General features: G+C 47.9%; 23 protein-coding genes and 1 pseudogene. 18 read left to right on the top strand and 6 right to left on the bottom strand.

Annotation, left to right across the window (positions count from 1 at the left end):
• Window positions 1-27: 27 nt before the first annotated feature.
• Window positions 28-1,110: a HAMP domain-containing sensor histidine kinase gene (locus MHH82_RS17575; protein WP_015735674.1), complete on the bottom strand. Its 1,083-nt coding sequence runs from the start codon at window positions 1,108-1,110 to the stop codon at window positions 28-30.
• Window positions 1,095-1,769, bottom strand: a complete 675-nt coding sequence (locus MHH82_RS17570) for a response regulator transcription factor (RefSeq protein WP_015735673.1) — start codon at window positions 1,767-1,769, stop codon at window positions 1,095-1,097. The genes MHH82_RS17575 and MHH82_RS17570 overlap by 16 nt, the downstream gene beginning before the upstream one ends.
• Window positions 1,770-2,007: 238 nt before the next feature.
• Between MHH82_RS17570 and MHH82_RS17565 the strand changes: the two genes are divergently transcribed.
• Complete coding sequence (locus tag MHH82_RS17565) at window positions 2,008-2,316, top strand: hypothetical protein (protein ID WP_015735672.1); 309 nt, start codon at window positions 2,008-2,010, stop codon at window positions 2,314-2,316.
• 355 nt (window positions 2,317-2,671) lie between these two features.
• Here MHH82_RS17565 and MHH82_RS17560 read toward each other — a convergent pair whose 3' ends face one another.
• Window positions 2,672-2,857 carry a hypothetical protein gene (locus MHH82_RS17560; RefSeq protein ID WP_009591326.1) on the bottom strand — a complete coding sequence of 62 codons (186 nt, stop codon included), beginning with the start codon at window positions 2,855-2,857 and terminating at the stop codon, window positions 2,672-2,674.
• 287 nt (window positions 2,858-3,144) lie between these two features.
• On the opposite strand from MHH82_RS17560, the gene MHH82_RS17555 reads away from it, so the two are divergent.
• The 11 genes from MHH82_RS17555 to MHH82_RS17505 all read left to right on the top strand — a co-directional run bounded on the left by MHH82_RS17555 (window position 3,145) and on the right by MHH82_RS17505 (window position 10,110).
• A complete protein-coding gene (locus MHH82_RS17555) occupies window positions 3,145-3,597 on the top strand; it encodes a MarR family winged helix-turn-helix transcriptional regulator (protein WP_015735671.1) in 453 nt (150 codons plus the stop codon).
• A 25-nt stretch (window positions 3,598-3,622) separates the two neighbouring features.
• Window positions 3,623-4,141: a GNAT family N-acetyltransferase gene (locus MHH82_RS17550; RefSeq protein WP_015735670.1), complete on the top strand. Its 519-nt coding sequence runs from the start codon at window positions 3,623-3,625 to the stop codon at window positions 4,139-4,141.
• A 39-nt stretch (window positions 4,142-4,180) separates the two neighbouring features.
• On the top strand, window positions 4,181-4,306 hold the full coding sequence (locus MHH82_RS17545; RefSeq protein WP_081746264.1) for an NAD(P)-binding domain-containing protein: 126 nt from the start codon (window positions 4,181-4,183) through the stop codon (window positions 4,304-4,306).
• A gap of 199 nt (window positions 4,307-4,505) precedes the next feature.
• Window positions 4,506-4,754: a type B 50S ribosomal protein L31 gene (locus MHH82_RS17540; RefSeq protein WP_015735669.1), complete on the top strand. Its 249-nt coding sequence runs from the start codon at window positions 4,506-4,508 to the stop codon at window positions 4,752-4,754.
• An 80-nt stretch (window positions 4,755-4,834) separates the two neighbouring features.
• Window positions 4,835-5,392 carry an ATP-binding protein gene (locus MHH82_RS17535; RefSeq protein ID WP_041622008.1) on the top strand — a complete coding sequence of 186 codons (558 nt, stop codon included), beginning with the start codon at window positions 4,835-4,837 and terminating at the stop codon, window positions 5,390-5,392.
• A 111-nt stretch (window positions 5,393-5,503) separates the two neighbouring features.
• Window positions 5,504-6,211 carry a metal ABC transporter ATP-binding protein gene (locus MHH82_RS17530; protein ID WP_015735668.1) on the top strand — a complete coding sequence of 236 codons (708 nt, stop codon included), beginning with the start codon at window positions 5,504-5,506 and terminating at the stop codon, window positions 6,209-6,211.
• Window positions 6,157-7,023: a metal ABC transporter permease gene (locus MHH82_RS17525; RefSeq protein ID WP_036660704.1), complete on the top strand. Its 867-nt coding sequence runs from the start codon at window positions 6,157-6,159 to the stop codon at window positions 7,021-7,023. The genes MHH82_RS17530 and MHH82_RS17525 overlap by 55 nt, the downstream gene beginning before the upstream one ends.
• Window positions 7,010-8,233, top strand: coding sequence for a metal ABC transporter substrate-binding protein (locus MHH82_RS17520; RefSeq protein WP_036660703.1), 1,224 nt, complete (start codon window positions 7,010-7,012; stop codon window positions 8,231-8,233). Before MHH82_RS17525 ends, MHH82_RS17520 begins: the two co-directional genes overlap by 14 nt.
• A 29-nt stretch (window positions 8,234-8,262) precedes the next feature.
• Window positions 8,263-8,532, top strand: coding sequence for a 30S ribosomal protein S14 (rpsN, locus tag MHH82_RS17515; protein WP_036660701.1), 270 nt, complete (start codon window positions 8,263-8,265; stop codon window positions 8,530-8,532).
• A 178-nt stretch (window positions 8,533-8,710) separates the two neighbouring features.
• On the top strand, window positions 8,711-9,499 hold the full coding sequence (locus tag MHH82_RS17510) for an oxalate:formate antiporter (protein WP_036660699.1): 789 nt from the start codon (window positions 8,711-8,713) through the stop codon (window positions 9,497-9,499).
• An 80-nt stretch (window positions 9,500-9,579) separates the two neighbouring features.
• The gene (locus MHH82_RS17505; protein WP_015735663.1) at window positions 9,580-10,110 is read left to right on the top strand and encodes a GNAT family N-acetyltransferase; all 531 of its coding nucleotides are present in this window, start codon (window positions 9,580-9,582) and stop codon (window positions 10,108-10,110) included.
• Window positions 10,111-10,210: 100 nt separating this feature from the next.
• On the opposite strand, the gene MHH82_RS17500 is transcribed toward MHH82_RS17505, so the two are convergent.
• The gene (locus tag MHH82_RS17500; RefSeq protein WP_041622202.1) at window positions 10,211-11,230 is read right to left on the bottom strand and encodes an alpha/beta fold hydrolase; all 1,020 of its coding nucleotides are present in this window, start codon (window positions 11,228-11,230) and stop codon (window positions 10,211-10,213) included.
• Between the two features lie 143 nt (window positions 11,231-11,373).
• On the opposite strand from MHH82_RS17500, the gene MHH82_RS17495 reads away from it, so the two are divergent.
• A complete protein-coding gene (locus MHH82_RS17495) occupies window positions 11,374-12,279 on the top strand; it encodes a LysR family transcriptional regulator (RefSeq protein ID WP_145038312.1) in 906 nt (301 codons plus the stop codon).
• Between the two features lie 132 nt (window positions 12,280-12,411).
• On the opposite strand, the gene MHH82_RS17490 is transcribed toward MHH82_RS17495, so the two are convergent.
• Window positions 12,412-15,546, bottom strand: coding sequence for an ATP-binding response regulator (locus MHH82_RS17490; RefSeq protein ID WP_145038314.1), 3,135 nt, complete (start codon window positions 15,544-15,546; stop codon window positions 12,412-12,414).
• A 267-nt stretch (window positions 15,547-15,813) separates the two neighbouring features.
• On the opposite strand from MHH82_RS17490, the gene MHH82_RS17485 reads away from it, so the two are divergent.
• Complete coding sequence (locus tag MHH82_RS17485; RefSeq protein ID WP_036660696.1) at window positions 15,814-17,247, top strand: family 43 glycosylhydrolase; 1,434 nt, start codon at window positions 15,814-15,816, stop codon at window positions 17,245-17,247.
• A gap of 99 nt (window positions 17,248-17,346) precedes the next feature.
• Here MHH82_RS17485 and MHH82_RS17480 read toward each other — a convergent pair.
• Window positions 17,347-17,844, bottom strand: a pseudogene (locus tag MHH82_RS17480) (helix-turn-helix domain-containing protein); the annotation flags it as partial.
• A 404-nt stretch (window positions 17,845-18,248) separates the two neighbouring features.
• Here MHH82_RS17480 and MHH82_RS17475 point away from each other — a divergent pair.
• From MHH82_RS17475 to MHH82_RS17460, 4 genes are all read left to right on the top strand, one after another.
• Window positions 18,249-18,569 carry a PadR family transcriptional regulator gene (locus MHH82_RS17475; protein ID WP_015735658.1) on the top strand — a complete coding sequence of 107 codons (321 nt, stop codon included), beginning with the start codon at window positions 18,249-18,251 and terminating at the stop codon, window positions 18,567-18,569.
• Window positions 18,570-18,638: 69 nt separating this feature from the next.
• Window positions 18,639-18,980, top strand: coding sequence for a DUF1048 domain-containing protein (locus tag MHH82_RS17470; RefSeq protein ID WP_009592398.1), 342 nt, complete (start codon window positions 18,639-18,641; stop codon window positions 18,978-18,980).
• Between the two features lie 207 nt (window positions 18,981-19,187).
• Window positions 19,188-19,949: an ABC transporter ATP-binding protein gene (locus MHH82_RS17465; protein WP_145038318.1), complete on the top strand. Its 762-nt coding sequence runs from the start codon at window positions 19,188-19,190 to the stop codon at window positions 19,947-19,949.
• Window positions 19,950-20,699: an ABC transporter permease gene (locus MHH82_RS17460; RefSeq protein ID WP_009592402.1), complete on the top strand. Its 750-nt coding sequence runs from the start codon at window positions 19,950-19,952 to the stop codon at window positions 20,697-20,699. It begins immediately after the preceding gene.
• Window positions 20,700-20,748 lie beyond the last annotated feature (49 nt).

The following is a 20,748-nucleotide window of genomic DNA, read 5'->3' as shown; positions in this document are numbered from 1 at the left end:
ATCGGATAATTTTCAACTATTTATCAACTACGATCCAAAACTTGCGGTAACGCACCCGCCGCCTTGAGGTCCGTTTTCGACCTGCAAGCTCCCGCCATGTATTTCGCAAAGCACCTTGCAAACATACAGTCCTAGCCCACGATGTTCGGTTGCATCCCACATATCCCCGCGGTAAAAAGGAAGAGCAGCCTTGTTTAGGGCTTCGTTCGAGAAACCGGGTCCGTCGTCCGTGACGGCAATATCCATAGAGGCTTCCCGAATGATAAAACGAGCGTTCACCTGACTGGTTGCGTAACGCGCCGCATTGGCTACCAGGTTCTCGAATACTTGCATGACGACATGGGCATCCAGGCTGATTTCAGAATCAGCGTTATCAATGGAAGAGGCAAAGTTTATGCCGAATTGACTAGCGATTTGATTGGCACTGTCGTTCAGCAAAGCCGTGAAAGGGATGATATCCACGGGATCGCGATGCACCGGGGTATCCTCCAGCTTCTGAATCGAGCTCATGGCCTCCGCATAGTTCTCCAGGCGAACGATGTGAAGGTTCATGGTATGGATCAGGTCCAGAATCTTCTCTTCCGACAATTTCTTCCCGGGAACATAGGTGGCGAGAAACTCGGCGTATCCTTTCAGCACAGACAGCGGCGTCCTCAGGTCATGGGCAAAAATTGCATTGAGCTGCTTGCGCTCCTCAACCGAACGCCAGAGCGCCTTTAAATTGATTTCCAATTGTGAGCGCATGTTTTCAAATACGGCGATGAGCTCGCCCATCTCGTCCCGGCTGTCATAGGAGATGCTGAAGCCTAGATCGTTGGCCGAGATCTTCTTGGATGCTTGCATCAGAATCGTCAGCGGTCGTTTTAATTTCCATCTGTAAAATAGAACGGCCATGGCGACTATTCCTGCGGCTACCGTCAACAGCACCGCCGCGACGAGGGAGGGCAGCAACCAATCGGCCTCTCCAAAACGCTCCCGCAGGATCTCCGCCCAGGCAAATTCCAAAGTGATCATGGCCAGTACGGCCAAAAGCGTGAGAATGCATAACAGGATGAACGATTGCAGCAAATTAAGTCTTTCTAGCAGCAGCCTATTTACGAGTTTAGCCATTTGTATCCTACTCCCCACACCGTCTCGATTCGATCGCTGCAGCCGTATTCCTTGAATTTGTTGCGAATTCGCCGAATATGCTCGGCGATGACGCTGCTATCGCCTTCTTCGTCCAGGCCCCAAATTTTCTCGTAAATGCGCTCCTTCTCGAATACCATGCCGGGATTCATGGACAGCAATTCGATAATGCCGAACTCTTTTTTGGCCAGAGGTATTCGTTTATCCTGGAAATAGAGCTCCCGGGCCGTATAATTAATGACCAAATCGTGGTTAAACCTCACCGAGGCTTTGGTTGGGACTCGCTGTTCCCTGCGCAAATGCGCTTCTACTCTGGCGCCAAGCTCGCGAATACTGAAAGGTTTCAGGATATAGTCATCGCCTCCTGCCCGAAAGCCGGCTATTTTATCGGCATCTTCGATTCGAGCGGTCAAAAATAAGATGGGGCACGAAACAAAGCCTCTTATTCTTTCGCAAATTTCAAGGCCGCTCTCCTCAGGCATGTTGATATCGAGCAAAACGAGATCGGGTCCTAGTTCCACTTTTCGCATGGCTTCCCGGCTGTCCTTGGCCGTCATGACAAAATATCCATTGATTTCAAAGTAATCGGTCAGCAGCTTTCGAAGATCCGCCTCATCGTCCACGATTAGTATCTTATGCATACATGCTTCATCTCCAGTTTCATATGTTTGATTTCAGCATATCAAAGAAATTTTCGCATACCAATCGGATTTTAATTGAACGGCATGGAAAGTCTAAGGCAGAGTAGACGAGGTTCACCAATCGTGGTATGAATAGTATTGTCTGTGTCGGTGGCGCTTCGACACCACCACCGTTAGAGAAGGGCTGGTTAACGAAAGTAATCGGAGATACAAGTTATTTTATTTTGGAGGATCAATAATGAATCAACGTTTTCGGATCACGAGATCCATGCAACCCAACGCTGGCGATCAGGGGATTTCATTGGAAGAATGCCAACAATATTTTTCAACCAAAGCTGATTTTATTTATCAGACGGAGCTCACTGTGAGAGGGGAAGAGAGCACCATGTCGGTAGAAGGCGATTTCTTTATGTGGAAACATGGGGAAGCCTTGATTCCATTCAGGCACTACATGGGAGAGCTGTATGTCGCCGTTTCCCATCAAGAGCTTGTGCCTCTCATGATCGAAATTGCAACTGATTTGCGGGCGGATATCGTAGAAGGGTAACCGAATGGATCCTGTAAGGGCTTCGTAAGATCATCCGTATTAGATATGTTAGGCTGTCGAGATAAACAGCGAAATGAGAAGCGCCGATGAGCTTGGTTGAGGATCTTACCGAGTCCATCGGCGCTTTTTTTGCGAAGTCCATTTTAAATGGCGCAGGATGGTTTGGTGTAGGATGCCTGCGACTATCCGCGAATTATTGCCCCAATCCACCAAGTTGATGGCGGCCGTTAAAGCAAACGCAAGCGGGCATCGGCGATGCCCCAACGGATAGGGAAGGGCTGAAAGAGAGGGGCGGTAAGAGAATGGAGTGGAGGAAGGGTGGCTTGCCTTCTATCATAGATTCTGCACGCCGACCTCATTCTTTGGGGAACTTTTTTAGCAGGAGATCTACTTTTTGGTGCAAGTGCCGCAGTTCTTTATTGTAATGTCTGTAAGTTAATACACCGAGAATGGATTTGATGCCCAAAAAGACGATGGCTGCAATGACAATCAGCAAATAATTGTGAGCCAGTTGTCCAAGCCAGCTGTTGATATTAACCATGATGACCCTCCTTCATGAATAGTATTTGTTTTTCGGCCAGAAAGTTATGCCAGAACATGTAAAGTAACGGCAACCCGATGATTTCTGACGGCCGGTCATTACAGGAGAATATGACCATATGATCGTTCGATTTGTTTGCCTTATCTTTGGTTGATGGTTATCCTGTAGGGCTTGGTGTTTGATCAGGACCTACGAGTGCTTGTTTTTTGTTGTAAATGCAACAAAAATGGTGTACTATTTTCTTACTGCTTCATTTGAATAAATTCGAGAAGAGTGGAGTTGCATATATGAAGGACGTACTACGTGAGATTGGTATGATCGCCAGGTCATTGGATTCGATAAGCAATATTGAGTTTAAGCAATACGACCTTACAAAAGGACAGTATTTGTACCTCGTGCGAATATGTGAACACCCAGGAATTATTCAAGAAAAGTTATCTGAAATGATAAAGGTCGACCGAACAACAACGGCCCGGGCTATAAAGAAGCTTGAGATGAATGGGTTTATTGATAAGAGAGAAGATCAATATAACAAAAAAATCAAAAAACTGTTTCCTACGGAGAAAGGGAGCCATGTGTATCCATTAATAAAAAGGGAGAACGATTATTCCAATTTGGTTGCACTATCCGGATTCTCTGCAAGTGAAGTAGAAGTCATGTTTGAGCTTCTCCAAAGAGTCCGACACAATGTGGAAAAAGACTGGGAGTTTGTTAAAAAGGGTAACAAGCGACACTATTGATGTATTCAAAGGAGGACGAAGCAAAGTGACCATAACTATAGAAAAGTGCACGATTAAAGATCTGGGCTTGCTTCAAGAAATAAGCATTGAGACATTTAACGAGACTTTTAAGGATCAAAATTCGCCTGAAAATATGAAAGCCTACTTAGATAAAGCTTTCCACTTGAATCAATTGGAAAAAGAATTATCGAATATCTTTTCGGAATTCTATTTTATTTATGCTGATAGGGAAATTGCAGGGTATTTAAAAATTAACACCCATCATGCTCAGTCTGAAGCAATGGGCGATGATTGCCTAGAGATCGAGCGGATTTATATCAAGAAAAGCTTTCATAAACAGGGGCTTGGCAAATATCTAATGAATCAAGCCGTAGAGATCGCGTTGGAACGCAATCTAAGGAAGATCTGGCTAGGGGTTTGGGAAAAAAATGAGAATGCCATTACCTTTTATAATAAAATGGGGTTTGTTCAGATGGGGACCCATACTTTCTATATGGGGGATGAAGAGCAAATCGATCTTATCATGACCCAAACACTCAAATAATAACATGATAGGAAGCTCAGCGTATCGACCTTAGGACTCATGGGCAAGGCGATGGTCAGTGTTCTTTTGGATCAGGACTACAATATGACTGTGTGGAATCGAACTTCAAGCAAAGCTGACGATAGCATTACCAGCTTAATAGAAATGTTTAAAAAACCTTTATGATCGCATAGTCCGACCGCATTCCATTCGTGGTATGCGGTTTTTCTTTATGACCAAGAGTAATGAAACGATTTTTTCAGTATGGGCCGAGAGTTGACAGAAATGATTTTATATTTTAATATTCATCCATGATGTTAATCGTAAATATTACGAATAACAAATAATACAGAGTCGATTGGCTCGGAAAGAAGAGAACATTACCATGCAAAAAGGGATACATCCAACATTTCAAAAAGTCATATTCCTAGACGCGAGCGTTGGCTTTTCATTTCTCAGTGCGTCCACGAAGACTTCGACAGAAACGATGGAGTGGGAAGACGGTCAAACCTATCCCGTGATTCGCGTAGATTCCAGTTCGGCTTCGCACCCTTTCTTCACGGGCAAGCAGAAAAATACCGAAATCGGCGGGCGTGTCGATAAGTTCAAGAAACGATTAAGTTATAAACGGTAGAGAGGTTAACGTACCGAATCAGAGAAAGAACGGTCACGCCATGATACTCGATTTATGCAGTGAAGGAGCAGCAGTTGATCATGAGCAAACGCAATGCAAGCCAGCGTATTCCGCGTGCCAAAGGGATCGATATGGCAACCGTGTATTCACCTAAGGAGTGCGGCAAAAAAGCGAGGCACCTGATATTGCCGGATTTCAATCAGAGAATTGTGGATGAGTTCGATGCCATTGCCAGGACGAGGGACAGTAACGATGAAGTGAAGGAGATGGCCCATGCTGTTAATACATTGGTGCAGTGTTTGGATGATTTTGGGGACAAGAGCATCATGATGGCGGCCACCAATTTGGAGAAGGAATTGGACCAGGCAATATGGCGCAGGTTCGATACTAAGATGACGTATTCCCTGCCGGACTTTGGCAGAAGGCAGCATTATATCGAAATTCTTCTCGGAGATTTCCGGTGTGAGGCGTCAGCGTTGACGGAGGCATGCGACCTGCTTGAAGGGTGCAGCTTTGCCGACATGGAGCAAATTGTATTGAAAGCAAAGCGAAAAGCCATTATTGAACGGCAACCGCTGCTGAAAAGCCATATAAAAGATTCCTATGATGAATATAAACCTGATCTGGCGAAGATTTAAGGGGGATGGCTGTCCTCCTGCCGGGTTGGAAAAGGGATTAGCAATAGGATACACCGGGTTTCATGCTGAATAAAACAGTTTTTCTGTCACAAGGAAGGAAGAGATGGGGATATGTTATTGTCTTCCATGCGCGACGTTATGTTTGGATACGGGGATCAAGCTGTCGTTGAGAATTTGTCGCTCGACATTCATTTGGGACAATTCATCGGTATATCCGGTCCAAATGGCGCCGCAAAATCAACTTTGCTGAAATTGATGCTTGGTTTGATAAAGCCCTGGAGCGGGTCCATCGTTTTTAAGCGAGTATTGGAGGACGGATCCAGGTTATCTGTTGGATATGTTCCGCAGCAAGTGGCCTCGTTCAACGCTGGCTTTCCCAGTAAAGTGATTGAGCTTGTACGATCGGGCCGCTACGGACGACTCGGATTGTTCAAGCGTTTCACATCCGCAGATTATGAGATCGTTGAGCGAAGCCTGAAGGAAGTGGGGATGTGGGAATATCGTCATCGGAGGATCGGCGAGTTATCGGGAGGGCAAAAGCAGCGAATATGCGTTGCCAGGGCGTTGGCCCAGGAGCCGCAGGTGTTGATTCTTGACGAGCCTACGACAGGGATGGATGTGTCGAGTCGTACGGATCTGTACCGACTATTAAACGATTATGTCAAGGACAAAGGCAACACGGTCATTATGGTCACCCATTCGCTTGATGAAATCGGTCCATATCTGGACCAGGTCGTCCACTTGGAGCGAAAGGAGAATGAGGGATGGCGATGCTCAGTTACGAATTTATGCAGCGCGCGTTTTGGGCAGGAGGCCTGATCGGCGTGATCGGTCCCGTTCTGGGCGTGTTTTTAATGCTCAGGCGCCAGGTTCTCATGGCGGACACACTCTCTCATGTATCCTTGGCGGGAGTCGCATTGGGTTCTTTTTTGAAACTGAATCCCGCACTCAGCGGTTTTGCAATGGCTATGATCGGGGCACTTGTGATTGAACAGCTTAGAAGAGTGTATCGTACATACACCGAGGTTCCGGTTGCCATTATTATGACCTCTGGGCTTGCTCTATCGGTGGTCCTGATGAGCTTGAATCAAAATCTGAGCAAGAGCTTCAGCTCCTATTTGTTCGGATCGATTGTTGCGGTTAGCGATACGCAGCTTCGGCTTATTGCGGTGGTAGCAGCAGTAGGGATCATCTTTTTTGTTGGTTTGCGCCGGCCGCTTTATAACTTTGCTTTTGATGAGGAGACCGCTTCGGTATCCGGTATGCGTGTCTCTCTCCTGTCTTTTTTATTCGCCGTGTTTACGGGAATGACGGTTGCCGCCGCCATGCCGGTAGTCGGCGTGCTGTTGGTTTCGGCGTTAATTGTGCTGCCGGCCTCGATCGCACTGCGGATGGCAACAGGTTTTTTAGCAGCCATGGGGATCGCCGTCTTTGTTGGGTTGAGCGGTGTTTTTTCGGGCCTTGCTGCTTCATACTATCTCAATACGCCGCCAGGAGGTACCATTGCCCTGATTCTGTTAGGATTTCTAATCTTGGCCGTTATCTTTCAAAAATTGCTTCGGTTACAAAATCGAAGATCGATACAAAAAATAAATAGAAATAGGAGTCATAAGAATTATGAAGAGATTTAAGCGAGTATTAACCCTACTATCCCTATCCGCAGTATTGGCTATTGCAGGCTGCGGCTCGGGTAAACCGACGGTTTCTCATGATGGAAACGGGTCTTCCGCCAGTAACCAGACGTCTGATGCTTCCACAACGGAAACTACAAAGCTGAAAGTTAAAACCAGCTTCTACCCCATGTATGAATTTACTAAACAGGTAGCGGGCGATCTGGCAGATGTGGAGAATTTAATTCCTCCGGGTATTGAAGCGCATGATTGGGAGCCGACACCCCAGGACATGGCGGGGATTTCCGATGCCGATGTGCTGGTGTATAATGGCGCCGGCATGGAAGGCTGGGTCGATCAGGTTCTGGAGAGCATCCAGGGCACCGGGGTATCGGCAATTGAGGCCAGTAAGGGAATAGAGATCATGGAAGGTACCGGTCATTCTCATGGCCATGGTGAAGAGGGGGATCACGGCCACGATGAGCATGCCCATGATCATGGTGAAGAGGGGGATCAGAGCCACGATGAGCATGCCCATGATCATGGTGAAGAGGGCGATCACAGCCACGATGAGCATGCCCATGATCATGGTGAAGAGGGCGATCACAGCCATGATGAGCATGCCCATGATCATGAAGAGGGCGATCACAGCCATGATGAGCACGCCCATGATCATGAGGAAGAGGGGCATCACCATGACCACGGTGGACTGGATCCGCATGTATGGCTCTCGCCGGCCATGGCTGTCAAACAAGTGCGCAACATCGAGGCAGGTTTGGCCGAAGCTGCTCCGGAACATCAAGAGGCATTCAAAGCAAACGCAGATGCTTATGTTAGTAAACTGGAGGCATTGGACAAAGAGTTTCGAGACGGACTGAAAAATACCAAACGAAAAGACTTCATTACGCAGCATGCTGCGTTCGGGTATCTAGCCAGAGAATACGGTTTGACTCAAGTGCCGATTGCAGGCTTGTCTCCGGACCAAGAGCCCTCGGCTGCTCAAATGGCTAAAGTGATCGAATTTGCCAAGGAGCACAATGTAAAAACGATATTCTTTGAAACGCTTGTGTCGTCAAACGTTGCAGAGACGATAGCCTCTGAGATCGGCGCTTCGACTTCCGTACTTAATCCGATCGAAGGATTAACCGAGGAAGATATCGCGGATAACCTTGATTACATTGCCATTATGCGTCAAAACCTCGACGCTTTAACAAAGGCTTTGAATGAATAATCACGAATAGGAAGGGAGGCGTGTTCCAAGTGGCGAAAAAATCGAAAGTCGTGAAAGAACGGAAAAGACAAGAGATGGTTGCTAAATACGCGCAGAAGCGTAAGGAACTGAAAGAGAAGGGCGACTACGCAGCGCTCCAAAAACTGCCCCACGACTCTTCGGCGACCAGGCTTCATCATCGCTGTGCGGTCAGCGGCCGGCCAAGAGGTTATATCAGTAAATTTGGCGTTTCACGCATTGTTTTTCGGGAGTTGGCCCATAAGGGGCAAATTCCTGGTATAACGAAGTCCAGCTGGTAACTACCTTGTCAACTTCTATTGTTGGACGACAAGAACAGATAAACATGGATAAGCCGCATAAACTGCGGCTTTTTTCATATTTCGCAAATTGGATTTCATTTGATTGACACGCGTATTGCTTCAATGTTACTTTTTAATAATACCCATTTTATGGGTCATCATTTAAGGAGTGTTTTGTATGAGATTACCCGTGCATGAACGATTCATTGAACAGGCAATAACGCATTTTCGCCAAGATCAACGATTTGCAGGTTTGCTCGCAGGCGGTTCTATGGTGCACGGCGCTATGGATGAGTACAGTGATTTAGATTTAATTCTGGTTTATCGTAATGAATTCCGAAGTGAGATCATGGATCAACGGCTTCAAATTGCGGAAGGGCTGGGTAACCTGCTGTCGGCATTCACCGGGGAGCATGTTGGTGAGCCTCGTTTGGTTATTTGCCTATACGGCCCCGATCCGCTTCATGTCGACCTCAAATTTGTACAGCCGCAAGAGCTCGAATCTCGAATCGAAGACCCGAGAATTCTATGGGAGAGAGGTTCTGACATTACAACGATACTGAACAAAACGACGTTGTCTTTTCCTAACCCTGATCCGCAATGGATTGAAGACCGCTTTTGGGTATGGGTTCATTACGGTGCAACAAAACTAGGGAGAGGCGAGTTGTTTGAAGTAATAGATCTTTTAACATTTATGCGAAGCGCAGTCTTGGGGCCGCTCGTTCTCATGCGTAACGGCCAGCAACCGCGAGGGGTTCGAAAATTAGAGAAATACGGTGTCCAGGAATTAGAGGAGCTTAAAGGAACGATTTCCCTCCACAACTTGGATAGTTGCTACCAGGCTTTAAAAAATACGATAGCGTTGTACCAAAGCTTACGCCAGGCATCGGAAATTGTAACCAAAACGGAAGCAGAACGCATCTCTATCGAGTTTCTTGACCATGTCTATTCAGCCAAACTTCAATAAAAAAGGTCGGACGACAAGAAAGGTAAATTCATTTTACTAGGAGTACTATATATAAAATTTAACAGATGGGATATGGTGTAATGTCGAACGCCGTTGAGTTGGTGAAACCTTCAGCTGCATATAAGAGGGAGTATCTGTCTTTTTACGAAGATTGGATGTCGGATGAACAGGATATTACCCCGTGGGTAGTGAGGAAAGATCCAGCTGATTTTGATTCCATGATCGAATTTTTATATGCGGAAGATACAGAAGAGAAGCTACAGAACAAGAGCTTTGTCCCTCATTCTACGTACTGGCTTATCGACAGCTATTCAAAAAAAGTAATGGGTGCAGTCAATATTAGACACAGACTTAATGAAAAACTCTTGAATAGCGGCGGGCATATCGGTTACGGAATACGTCCGTCGGAAAGAAGAAAGGGCTATGCTTCCGTACTTTTAGCATTAACCCTTGAAATCACGAGAGATATGGGACTAAACAAAGTGCTGCTGGTTTGTGATAAAGGAAATGTGGCATCGGAAAAAACGATTCTGAAGAATGGTGGTCAGTTTGAGTCGGAGTATGTGGAGGAGAATGGGAACGTTGTAAGACGATTCTGGATATTCTTATAGACTCTTTGCATTGAGGATTTTACCCATCCTATCCGGACTGGAGGGCGAAGGATAAAAAGAGGTCGACCAGCAAGCTCTGGTGACCTCAGCTATTGATGTTCTATTCGTTAGAACGAAGCGCTAACAAGCGTTTTAAGTTATCATCTATAAATTGATTATCGGCGCTGTTGATTCCGCGTCCGGCAAAATGACCCCAGATCGACTCAATGGGTTTAAATAGAGCATGTGGTATAAGATTAGCCTCGTATTCATTGTCGTCGGCCGGGCAGAAGAGATCCGTGCTACCCGGCATGATGCAGGCAAGCGCCGAAATGCTTTTGAGCGCTTTATCGAAATCTCCGTTATAGGAGGGGTTCGCACTTATGTCTGCATGTTGACCTGTCCATAACATGGCCAGGACATTGTGCGGATCCATCTTCATAAAGCTGTCTTCCCAGACGCCCGCCATAAATTCTGCCAAAGAGTCAAAACCCATCTCACGATAAAGTTCCTCTCTATAAAACGCCTGCGATACGCCCCACCCGGCATAGACGCGTCCGACGGCGCGCATGTCTGCGGAAGTCAACTTGTTTAGTTTGCTTGAATCGAAGCCGACTGCAGCCATGAGCGGAGCCTTCATTCCTTCCAGGACCACGTACGTTTGGGGCCAAGTCTTGGCAACGCCGGCAAAAGGGGCGATTCGCTCCACCATGTCGGGATAACTCGCACCCCACTGAAATGCTTGAATGCCTCCCATGGACCACCCAACGACGAGAGCGATCTTGTGAATGCCGAATTTCTCGGTCACCAGCCGATGCTGAAATTCAACGTTGTCATAGATGGTTACCTGCGGAAAATGAGCCCGGTCGAATGGGGGGGGCGTGTTGCTGGGAGAGGAAGATAATCCGTTGCCCAACAGGTTTGGAACGATAATGAAATATTCTCGCGGATCCAATGCCATACCGTTTCCAATCAACCATTCATTCTGAGTATGCTGGTCCCCAAAGGCTGTGGGATAGATGATGACATTATCTTTCTTCTCATTCAATCGTCCATATGTCTTATAAGCAAGAAAAGCGTCCGGTAACGTCACTCCGGATTGCAAGGTTACGTCACCCAAATCAAAAATTTCATAATCCATCATATCGTTTGCTCCCTTCAAAATGAAACCATATATTTAAAGTGTAGTTCTTGTACTCAGTATAGGGTCATGGTACTCTCAATAAAAGTGAATAGAATTCAAAGCTGTATTCAATAAAATTGAAGGTAAAAGGGGCATCGTAGATGGAATTACGCCAACTGATTACGTTCCGCACGGTGGCGTCCACATTAAATTTCAGTCGTGCTGCGGAAGTGCTGAGCTACGTCCCTTCCAACGTCACGATGCAAATGAAGGCATTGGAGGATGAGCTGGGGGTTCGCCTGTTTGACCGTTTGGGCAAGCAGCTCGTACTCACAACGGCGGGTAAACGCTTTTTAACACATGTCCAGAGTGTTCTTGACCAATTGGAAGAAGCTAAAACCGTCGTTCATGACAACGAGGTTCTAAGCGGCACCCTAACGATCAGTGCCAACGAGGTGATTTGCGCCTATCGGCTTCCGGCTGTCTTTCAGTTATTTCGTTCGCGCCATCCGGGCGTGCGTCTCATCTTCCGCTCCGTTCCCAATCAAGAGCTCAAACAAACACTCTTTGAAGGAAGCGCGGACGTCGTCTTTATGTTGGACGAACCCATTCGCTCAAGCGGACTTGCCGTGGAACCCTTGCTGGAAGAAACGTTCCGCTTATTCGCCGCTCCAGACCACCCGCTCGCAAAACGGACGGTGCTGCGGCTCGAAGATTTTCACGAAGAAGTGTTCTTGACGAATGAAAAGGGTTGTCCCTATCGAACCATGTTTGACCGGTCCTTTGAAAAAGAGGGCATTGACAGTATTACGTATTTAGAGTTTCAAAGTGCCGAAGCGATTAAACAATGTGCTATTTCGGGAATCGGCATTGCTTTTCTTCCTGAAATCGTAGTGGAAGCCGAAGTTGAACGAGGCGAACTGGTTGCCCTTCCATGGCAAATTCCGGATTTGCACGTGTATACACAGATGTTGTGGCATAAGGACAAGTGGCTTTCACCAATCATGATGTCTTTTATAGAAGCCGCAAGGGAGATTCTTGCTTTAGAGGGGGATAATAGGCCGTAGGAAGAAAAGTGAAGAATGTCCTCTGCGCCAGTAAGAGGCCGCTATTCACCTGTAAATGTACTCACCCACTTAATTAAAAAAAATCCCAACATGTTGAGGTTGGGATTTATTTAATTAAGAATGTAATGGGAGCTATATCGGAATTTTAAAAGAAACCGTAGTGCCTTGATTCATCGTGCTCTTGATAACCAGCCCGCTGCCAAAGGTTTGGAGCAGACGACGATTCGTGTTGTAGAGACCGATGCCGCCTTTTCGATGGTCGGGTGCATTCAACAGCTGGGTAACCTGGTCGGGTTCCATGCCAAGCCCGTTATCCGTCACTTCAACGATGATAAAGTCCTCTTGCATCGCAATCCTGACCCGTATCGTACCGCCACTGGCCCTCTTCATAATGCCGTGCCGAACCGCATTCTCCAATAATGGCTGGATCGCCAGCGGCGGGATGAGGACGTTGAGATCCCAATCAACTTCCCAGGTCACGTTCAGGCGTTCCCCGTATCGTTCCGTCTCTACGTATAAATAGGCTTGGATAAGCTCAAGCTCCTGCTGCAGCGGTACCAGCCGATCCTGATTCCGATAATGGAAGCTGATCTGCAGATAGGAGCTGAAAGCCTCGCCAAGGCTTCGCATGCGATCGATGTCCATTTCGCTAAGCGCCATAATCGAATTCAAGGTGTTGAACAAAAAGTGAGGGTGGATCTGTGCCTGCAAATAGGCTGCTTCCATGCGCAGGCGATCATCCACCGTATGCTTCAGCGTGATCAGGGAATGGATGCGGTATCTCAATTCTACAGGATCAACCGGCTTCGTCACATAATCATTTGCGCCGGATTGGAAGCCGGCATACACATCGGCCGATTCGCCTCGAGCCGTCAGCAGCAGTACGGGCAGCTCCGCTGCGTTAAAGCGCTCCCTTACGGTGCGGGTGAGCTCGTAGCCGGACATCTCCGGCATCATGACATCCGCTATGAGGAGATCCCACGGCTGCGAGCCGAGAAGCTCAAGCGCTTCGGCAGCCGAGGCAACGACACTCAGGTTGTACGGCTCTGTCGAAAGAATGCCGGCAAGGATGCGCAGGTTTACAGGATCGTCATCCACGGCCAGGATACTGACGGGATGCTCTTTCGACCATAACTTCGTGGGTACCTGCATAGGGGTACCGCCAGCTGCGACGTCCCAGCTGGCAGCGAGTTCTTTGTAGACAGCTGTGTCTACAGCGGGTACGTGAACCCGCTGCGAAGCAGAGTACTCTGCGTTTGTGTCCGCAAGCGGGAGTGTGAACGCAAAAGTCGTTCCTTTCCCTGATTCCGATTCGACCGTCAGCTCGCCGTCATGCAGTTCAACGAGTTCCTTGCTGATGCTAAGCCCTAGGCCGATCCCCTTCGCGTCATTCAACCCTTGATTCCCCTGCTCGTACGGAAGAAAAATGCGGTTTAGCGTTTGAGGGTCCATCCCGATCCCCGTATCCGTTACCAAGATCGTCATTTTACTGCCCTTGGTAAAGGCGGAGACGGTAACGGAGCCTTTCTCCGTGTATTTGATGGCGTTGTGAATCAGATTGAGCAAAATTTGAACGAGCCTCTTTTCATCCGCCTGTACGGCAGGAAGGGCTTCGGGGATATTCATCTTGAGCTGAACGGGCGCGCCGTCCGTCATAAATTTTACGATATCGAATACCCCGTTGACGACGGAAACCAGGGAAACCCGGCTTAGCTGCAGCTGAATTTGCTTCTCCTGAAGACGGACGGCATCCAGCAGGTCGTTTAATAAATGCGACATCCGGCGGCTGACCGTAATCAACAGGTTCAAATCCTCGCTGCTCTGTTTGCCGAGGGTTTCTTTCTCCCGTTCAGCAAGGCTTATGGCGATATTCATGATTCCGTGCAGCGGCGTACGCAGCTCGTGAGACGTGTTGGCCAAGAACCGGTCCTTCATTTGATCCGCGAGCTTCAACTTATCGTTGAGTTTGCTGATTTGATGAAGGTTGCGGAAGTATCGCTTAAACCAATAGGCCGAAAACCCGATGATGGCCGCGAGCACGTCCACCGGATAATACACGGCGGGGAGTTCCCAATATTTATTAAGCGCCCCCCATACGGCGCTTGCCAGCACGCCGCTGGCCGACAGCAGCAGGAATATGGAATCATCCTGGCTGTTAAAGACCATTCGGGTAAACAGGAACAGCGACATCAGCATCGGCAGCAGGTAAAAGGCGCCGAACACCCGGAATTCTACGAGCCAGTGAACCCAAGACACAGGAGCGGCAAAGACTACGACCGTATATAGAGCCAGAAGCGTGCTGAATGTGATAAACCACACATTACGGTTCCGGGCGGTAAAGGTGCGGCTCAGCTTCCATATGAAATACGACAGCCACGAATAAGAGAGAAAGGTTACTTTGACCTCCCATTCATAGTTTAAAGGCACCCATTTCAGCAGGAGGCTGTCGTCTGATGTCACGACGGTTAAAGCGGCCGATACTAGCAACAGGAAAAAATCGAGCAGCGACCTTTCCCGCGGATTGAATATGTATAGGATGAAGGCGTACAGTCCGTGCAGCATCAGGACGACAAACATAATCAGCTGAAGATCAACGGAAACGCCGTGCTCATCCTGGATCGCCTGGTGCGATCCCAGCTTGATCGGCTTTGCGATTCCGCCTAGGTAAGGATGCTCATAGTTCGCCACGCGGATGATCAGATCGAGCTCGCGAGCATCCCGGTCGGGAACATAATCGACAACGAAAGAGGTGCGGTTCGGCAGATAGGAGGCTTGGCCGGGCTCGCCCGTCCTTCCCATGGAAGCTACCGTTTCGCCGTTGATGTCCACGGTAGCCGCGGATTGAATCTCCTGGATCCAGAACGAGATAGGGGTCGAAAGCGGGCGATCCAGCAAAATGCGAAGCCGGTACGTTCCACTGCCAAACGAAGTTTTTGCCTTATTCGTACGATTGTTATTCCAGTCCCCAGGTACATTTACGTAGGAAAACTCATGAGACGGCTTCATTTCTTGTTCTTTAGCCAGGATGTCGGCGTAGAACTGCCACTCTCCGTCCAGATTAATGGATTTTGCGCCCAACAGATCCCAGCCTCTCAAATCGAGTATTCCATTGGAGACTTTCGGTTGATCTGCAGGAGGGGCATAGGATTCAAGCCAGAGCCAACGGATCCCCAGGAGCATGCTCAAAAAAACGACAAATGCCGCAAAATGCGGGAGTAATGCAATGATTCGAAATCGTTTGTGGTTCTTTGCAAGTATGGTTGTCACCGTTCACGTTCCTTTTTAAAAGTCTTACTTCCCAATATACGCAAAAATAGCATAGCCGTACAGCACTATATGTTAGGTTGATAAGGTCTCGAACTTATATCCTTTGCCAAATATGATTTGTATGAACGAATTCGGAAGAGCACTCGCGAGCAGTAATGTCTCAATCATGCTAATCCATGACAGAATAATCAAGGTCCGGTCATTTCGATCTCCTTATAATTGTAGATTGGACAGTTCATAACATCATGGAATGTGAGGAGTTTGATCATGCAGGCAAGCGGAGATTTAGGAAACGGCATGTATAGGAACCCGATATTGGCCGGTGATTATGCGGATCCTAGCGTAGTCAGAGTCGGAGACGATTATTATATGACGCACTCCAATTTTAAGTTTGCGCCGGGGTTATTGATTTGGCACTCTAAAGACTTGGTGAACTGGGAACCCATCGCCAAAGCGTTAACCGATTATGCTGGAGATGTCTGGGCGCCAGATTTGACATACTACAAAGACCGGTTTTATATCTATGCTCCCATCAATGAAGAGATCATGGTGCTGACGGCGACGCACCCACACGGACCTTGGAGTGATCCGCAAAAGGTGGGGGTGCAAGGAATTGACCCGGGACATGTCGCGGATTCCAATGGTAACCGGTATTTGTTTTTTAGCGATGGTTATATGGTAGAACTGGCTGGGGACGGTTTGTCGGCTGTGGGCACTCCGCGCAAAGTGTACGATGGCTGGCCGTTTCCGAAGGAATGGGTCGTGGAAGGAAACTTTATGGAGTCTCCCAAGCTAACGTTTCATAACGGATATTTCTATCTTACCGTGGCGCAAGGAGGTACATCGGGGCCTTCGACTAGCCATATGGTCGCTTCTGCGCGATCCAAAGAGCCATGGGGGCCATATGAACACTCCCCCCACAATCCGATTATTCGAACGCAAAGCCGGAATGAACGATGGTGCTCTAAAGGGCACGGTTCATTGGTTGACACCCCGGACGGCGGTTGGTGGATCGTTTATCACGCGTACGAAAAAGGATACTACACACTCGGCAGGCAAACGCTGCTCGAACCGCTGGAATGGACGGAGGACGGATGGTTCCGCGTCCCGCTTCATTGCAAGACAGATGAGCCTATTCCAAAACCGCCGGGAGATGCCGTTCCCCATGGCATGACTTACGGTGAATTTCAAGAAGTGTCCGGCGGGCTGGGGTATCCATGGAGCTGGTATCAATCCAGCAATGATATTCAATATACGCTGCAGAAGCAAGCGATAACGATCCAAGCTGCTCCCGAGGCGTCGCCACTGGTTATGATGCCGGAAGACCATTCGTATGCCGCGCAGGTAGAGATTGAGCTTTCCGAAGAATCGGCAGCCCAGTTTTTATTGTTCTATAATGGATCGACGTATAGCGGATTCGGCATATCCCAAGAGGGGCTTTATGGGATTATTCGCGGCTGGGAGACGCCATCAAAGCCTTTTCCGCATCGGCGTGTCATCGTTCGTCTTGAAAATAACGAGCATGAAGTCGTCTTCTATTACAGTGCGGATGGATCATTATGGAATAAATTTGAGCATTCATTCGAAACCTCAGGCTGGCATCATAACACATTGGGCGGATTTCTTGCATTGCGAATCGCTCTCCGGGCGAAAGGTTCCGGCGAGGTTACGTTTAAAAACTTTATCTATCAGAAGCTGTAAATATGAAGCGACGCGCCTTTTACATGGGTGCGTCGCTTCTTCCATTGGCGAGGCGGCGCGTGTGGAGAAAGAACCTGTATGCCGCGCGTAGAAAGCACTTTACCTATTGGTTCGGTATGCTTTTGGAGACTGTCCAAAGATCTTCGAGAACTGACGGGTAAAATAATTGCTGTCATTGAATCCGCCCTGATAAGAAATCTCCGATATCGGCAGGTTGGTCGTCTTTAACAGCCTGCATGCATGCTCCAATCGGAGCTGCAGGAGATAAGCGAAAGGCGTTGTTTGGTAGTAAGATTGGAATATCCGATTCAAATGCCTGACGGATATATTGGATTTGGCCGTAATTTCGTCACGGGAAATGGGCTGCAAATAGTGATCCTCCATAAAAGAAATGGCTTTGGCCAAATGCATCAGATTACTTTGGGTTCCTTGACGCTCCTGCTTTTCATACTGCCGTGACAACTGAACGACGAGCTCCATAAATCGCGAACGCAGGATGGTCTGGTAGCCCTGCAGCTTGCACGCGTATTCCTCAATCATGAAGTCAACAACGGAGGATACGTAATCCAGACTTGAGATCGGCAGGCTCATCTCATTCGGACTCCCTCCAAAAGCATGGCTTGCAGTGACCTGATTTTCCTTATCATGCTATTTAAAGAATCTAAAATCAAGGTTGGAGGACTAAAGTGTGAATAATTGGAGAAGCGTCAGGTTGATCCTGCTTTACAAGGAAAAAGACAATCATGTTGAAAAACCAGCTACTTTGTGTTACGATATACCGGTAATATGTCACACTAATTACCGAGCTGCGGAATGTGGTGAATAATTTTAGTAAAACAGTTGACACTCCATCTACTATGTAATACAATGTACCTGTAGTAAGTAATACTAAATAGTTCGATTTATAAAATCTGTTAGGTAAAACATTCCCTTAGTACTATGTTGTACTGAATATTGGTCAGACTAAATAGAGGAGGGACGAAAAAGAGGAGGCTTTGAACATGGAAAATTTAACTGAAATGCTGAAGGGTTCGCTGGAAGGCTGCGTGCTTGAAATCATCAGCCGCCATGAAACCTATGGCTACGAGATTACCCGCCGTCTGAACGAGCTTGGGTTTACCGAAGTCGTGGAAGGGACGGTCTACACCATTCTCGTGCGATTGGAGAAGAAGAAATTGGTGAACATCGAAAAAAAACCGTCAGACATGGGACCGCCTCGCAAGTTTTACACACTGAATGAAGCGGGCCGCCAGGAACTTGAGTTGTTTTGGGAAAAGTGGGATTTTGTATCATCAAAAATCAACGTCTTGAAGTCGACGTAGCATCATAAGATATTCCGTCCGAGATATGTAGTGTCGGGTTCGGTTTTATAAAAAAGGAGGAACCATAACATGATGGAAATATTCAAAAAAATGATCGGCGATAAAAAAGAATACAAGATGATGATGGCACGCGTTGAAGCCCTGCCGGAAGACTACCAGTATGTATTTAAGAAGATTCAAAATTACATGTGGAATTTCTCCTCAGGCAACGGGATGGATATGCTGCATATGCAGTATGAATTAATCGAATTGTTCGAAGCCGGTGCGGCGGAAGGCAGACCAGTGCTGGAGATCACTGGGGATGACGTGGCATCCTTTGCCGACGAGCTGGTTGCTAACGCTAAAACCTATGTCGCGAAGTATCGTGAAGATTTGAATCAGAGCATCATGAAACGATTGGGTAAGAAATAAATTCATTACAATAATACCGACTGATTAGCTGGTTACACGTGTGAATTGCCACCTTCGCTATTCAGTTATATTTTTGCCCAGTAGTAAGTGATACAGATTATCAGTCAGACTAACTAGTTGCGTTAATGTAGCTCTCAAGGCACTTAACCGTAATGTTCGGAATTCTCAAGCGCGGCCTAATCGGGCTTATTATAAGGAGGAAAAAATATGAGCAATGCAGCGATTTCTGTAAAAGGGTTAAAAAAATCCTTTAAAGACAAGGAAGTCTTAAAAGGGGTGGATTTTGAAGTGCGGCGCGGCGAAATTTTCGCCCTGCTGGGCTCCAATGGAGCGGGCAAGACGACGACGGTCAACATCCTCTCGACGCTGATGAAGCCCGATGGCGGCGCAGCGAGTATTTGCGGCTCTGACGTCCAGCGTCAACCGGATCATGTTCGCCAAAGCATCAGCCTGACTGGGCAGTTTGCAGCTATTGACGGCATGAACACAGGAAGGGAAAACCTGATGATGATCGCCAAGCTCAGGGGAGTTTCCAAACCTGCACAAGTCGCCGACAATCTGCTTGCCAAATTCAGCCTGACCGATGCGGCGGGCCGCCGGGCGGACCAGTATTCCGGCGGGATGAAGCGCCGGCTTGACATCGCCATGAGCCTGATCGGGAGTCCAGCCGTCATTTTTCTTGACGAACCGACCACAGGACTTGACCCTGAAGCACGGATTGAAGTCTGGAATACCGTCAAGGAGCTTGCCGGCAGCGGCACGACCATCTTGCTGACGACCCAGTACCTGGAGGAAGCCGAACAACTGGCGGACCGTATCGCCATCCTGCATGGCGGAAAAATCATCACGACCGGCACCCTTACCGAACTCAAAGAGATGTTCCCACCGGCAAAAGTAGAGTATATCGAGAAGCAGCCGACATTGGAGGAAATTTTCCTCGCAATCATCGGCAAAAAGGAGGAAATGTAAATGAAAAGCAAAACAGGGGTATTATTGGGGCGTTTAATGCGCAACATCATGAGAAGCCCGGATACGATTATCACGGTGGCGATTACGCCGATAATGATGATGCTGTTGTTTGTCTACGTATTTGGCGGCGCCATAGAGACTGGCACGGCCAACTACGTCAATTATTTATTGCCGGGAATCTTGCTGATGGCTATCGCATCCGGCGTCTCTTATACTGCCTTCCGGCTGTTCGGAGATGTAAAGAGCGGGCTGATGGCGCGTTTCATTACCATGCCGATCAAGCGCTCGTCTGTATTGTGGGCTCATGTGTTGACATCGCTTGTTTCCAATGCGCTTACGGTCGTGGTGGTTTTCCTCGTCGCGCTTTTGATGGGCTTCCGTTCCGGCGCTAATATCCTGGATTGGCTCGCGGTAACAGGGATACTCGGGTTGTTTACGCTGGCGCTGACATGGCTGGCGGTCATACCCGGCTTGACAGCAAAGACGATGGAAGGGGCGACGGCCTTCTCGTACCCGCTGATATTCTTACCGTTTATCAGTTCGGCCTTTGTCCCTACCGAAACCATGCCTAAAATTGTGCGTGCGTTCGCTGAGAACCAGCCCGTGACTTCCATCGTAAATGCGATTCGTGCCCTCTTGCATGAAGGATCTGTCGGCAACGATATCTGGATCGCGCTTGCCTGGTGCGTCGGCATCATGGTCATCGCTTACTTTTTCGCTAATAAAGCCTTTAAACGCCAGTTAGGTTAAATACACCTAGCCTCCTCAGATGATCAAAGAACAGGTAACATCTTTCATC

This window comes from Bacillus sp. FSL K6-6540 (genome assembly GCF_038007545.1).
The sequence above is the reverse complement of the archived record's forward strand: the minus strand, read 5'-3'. Positions and strand labels throughout refer to the sequence as shown.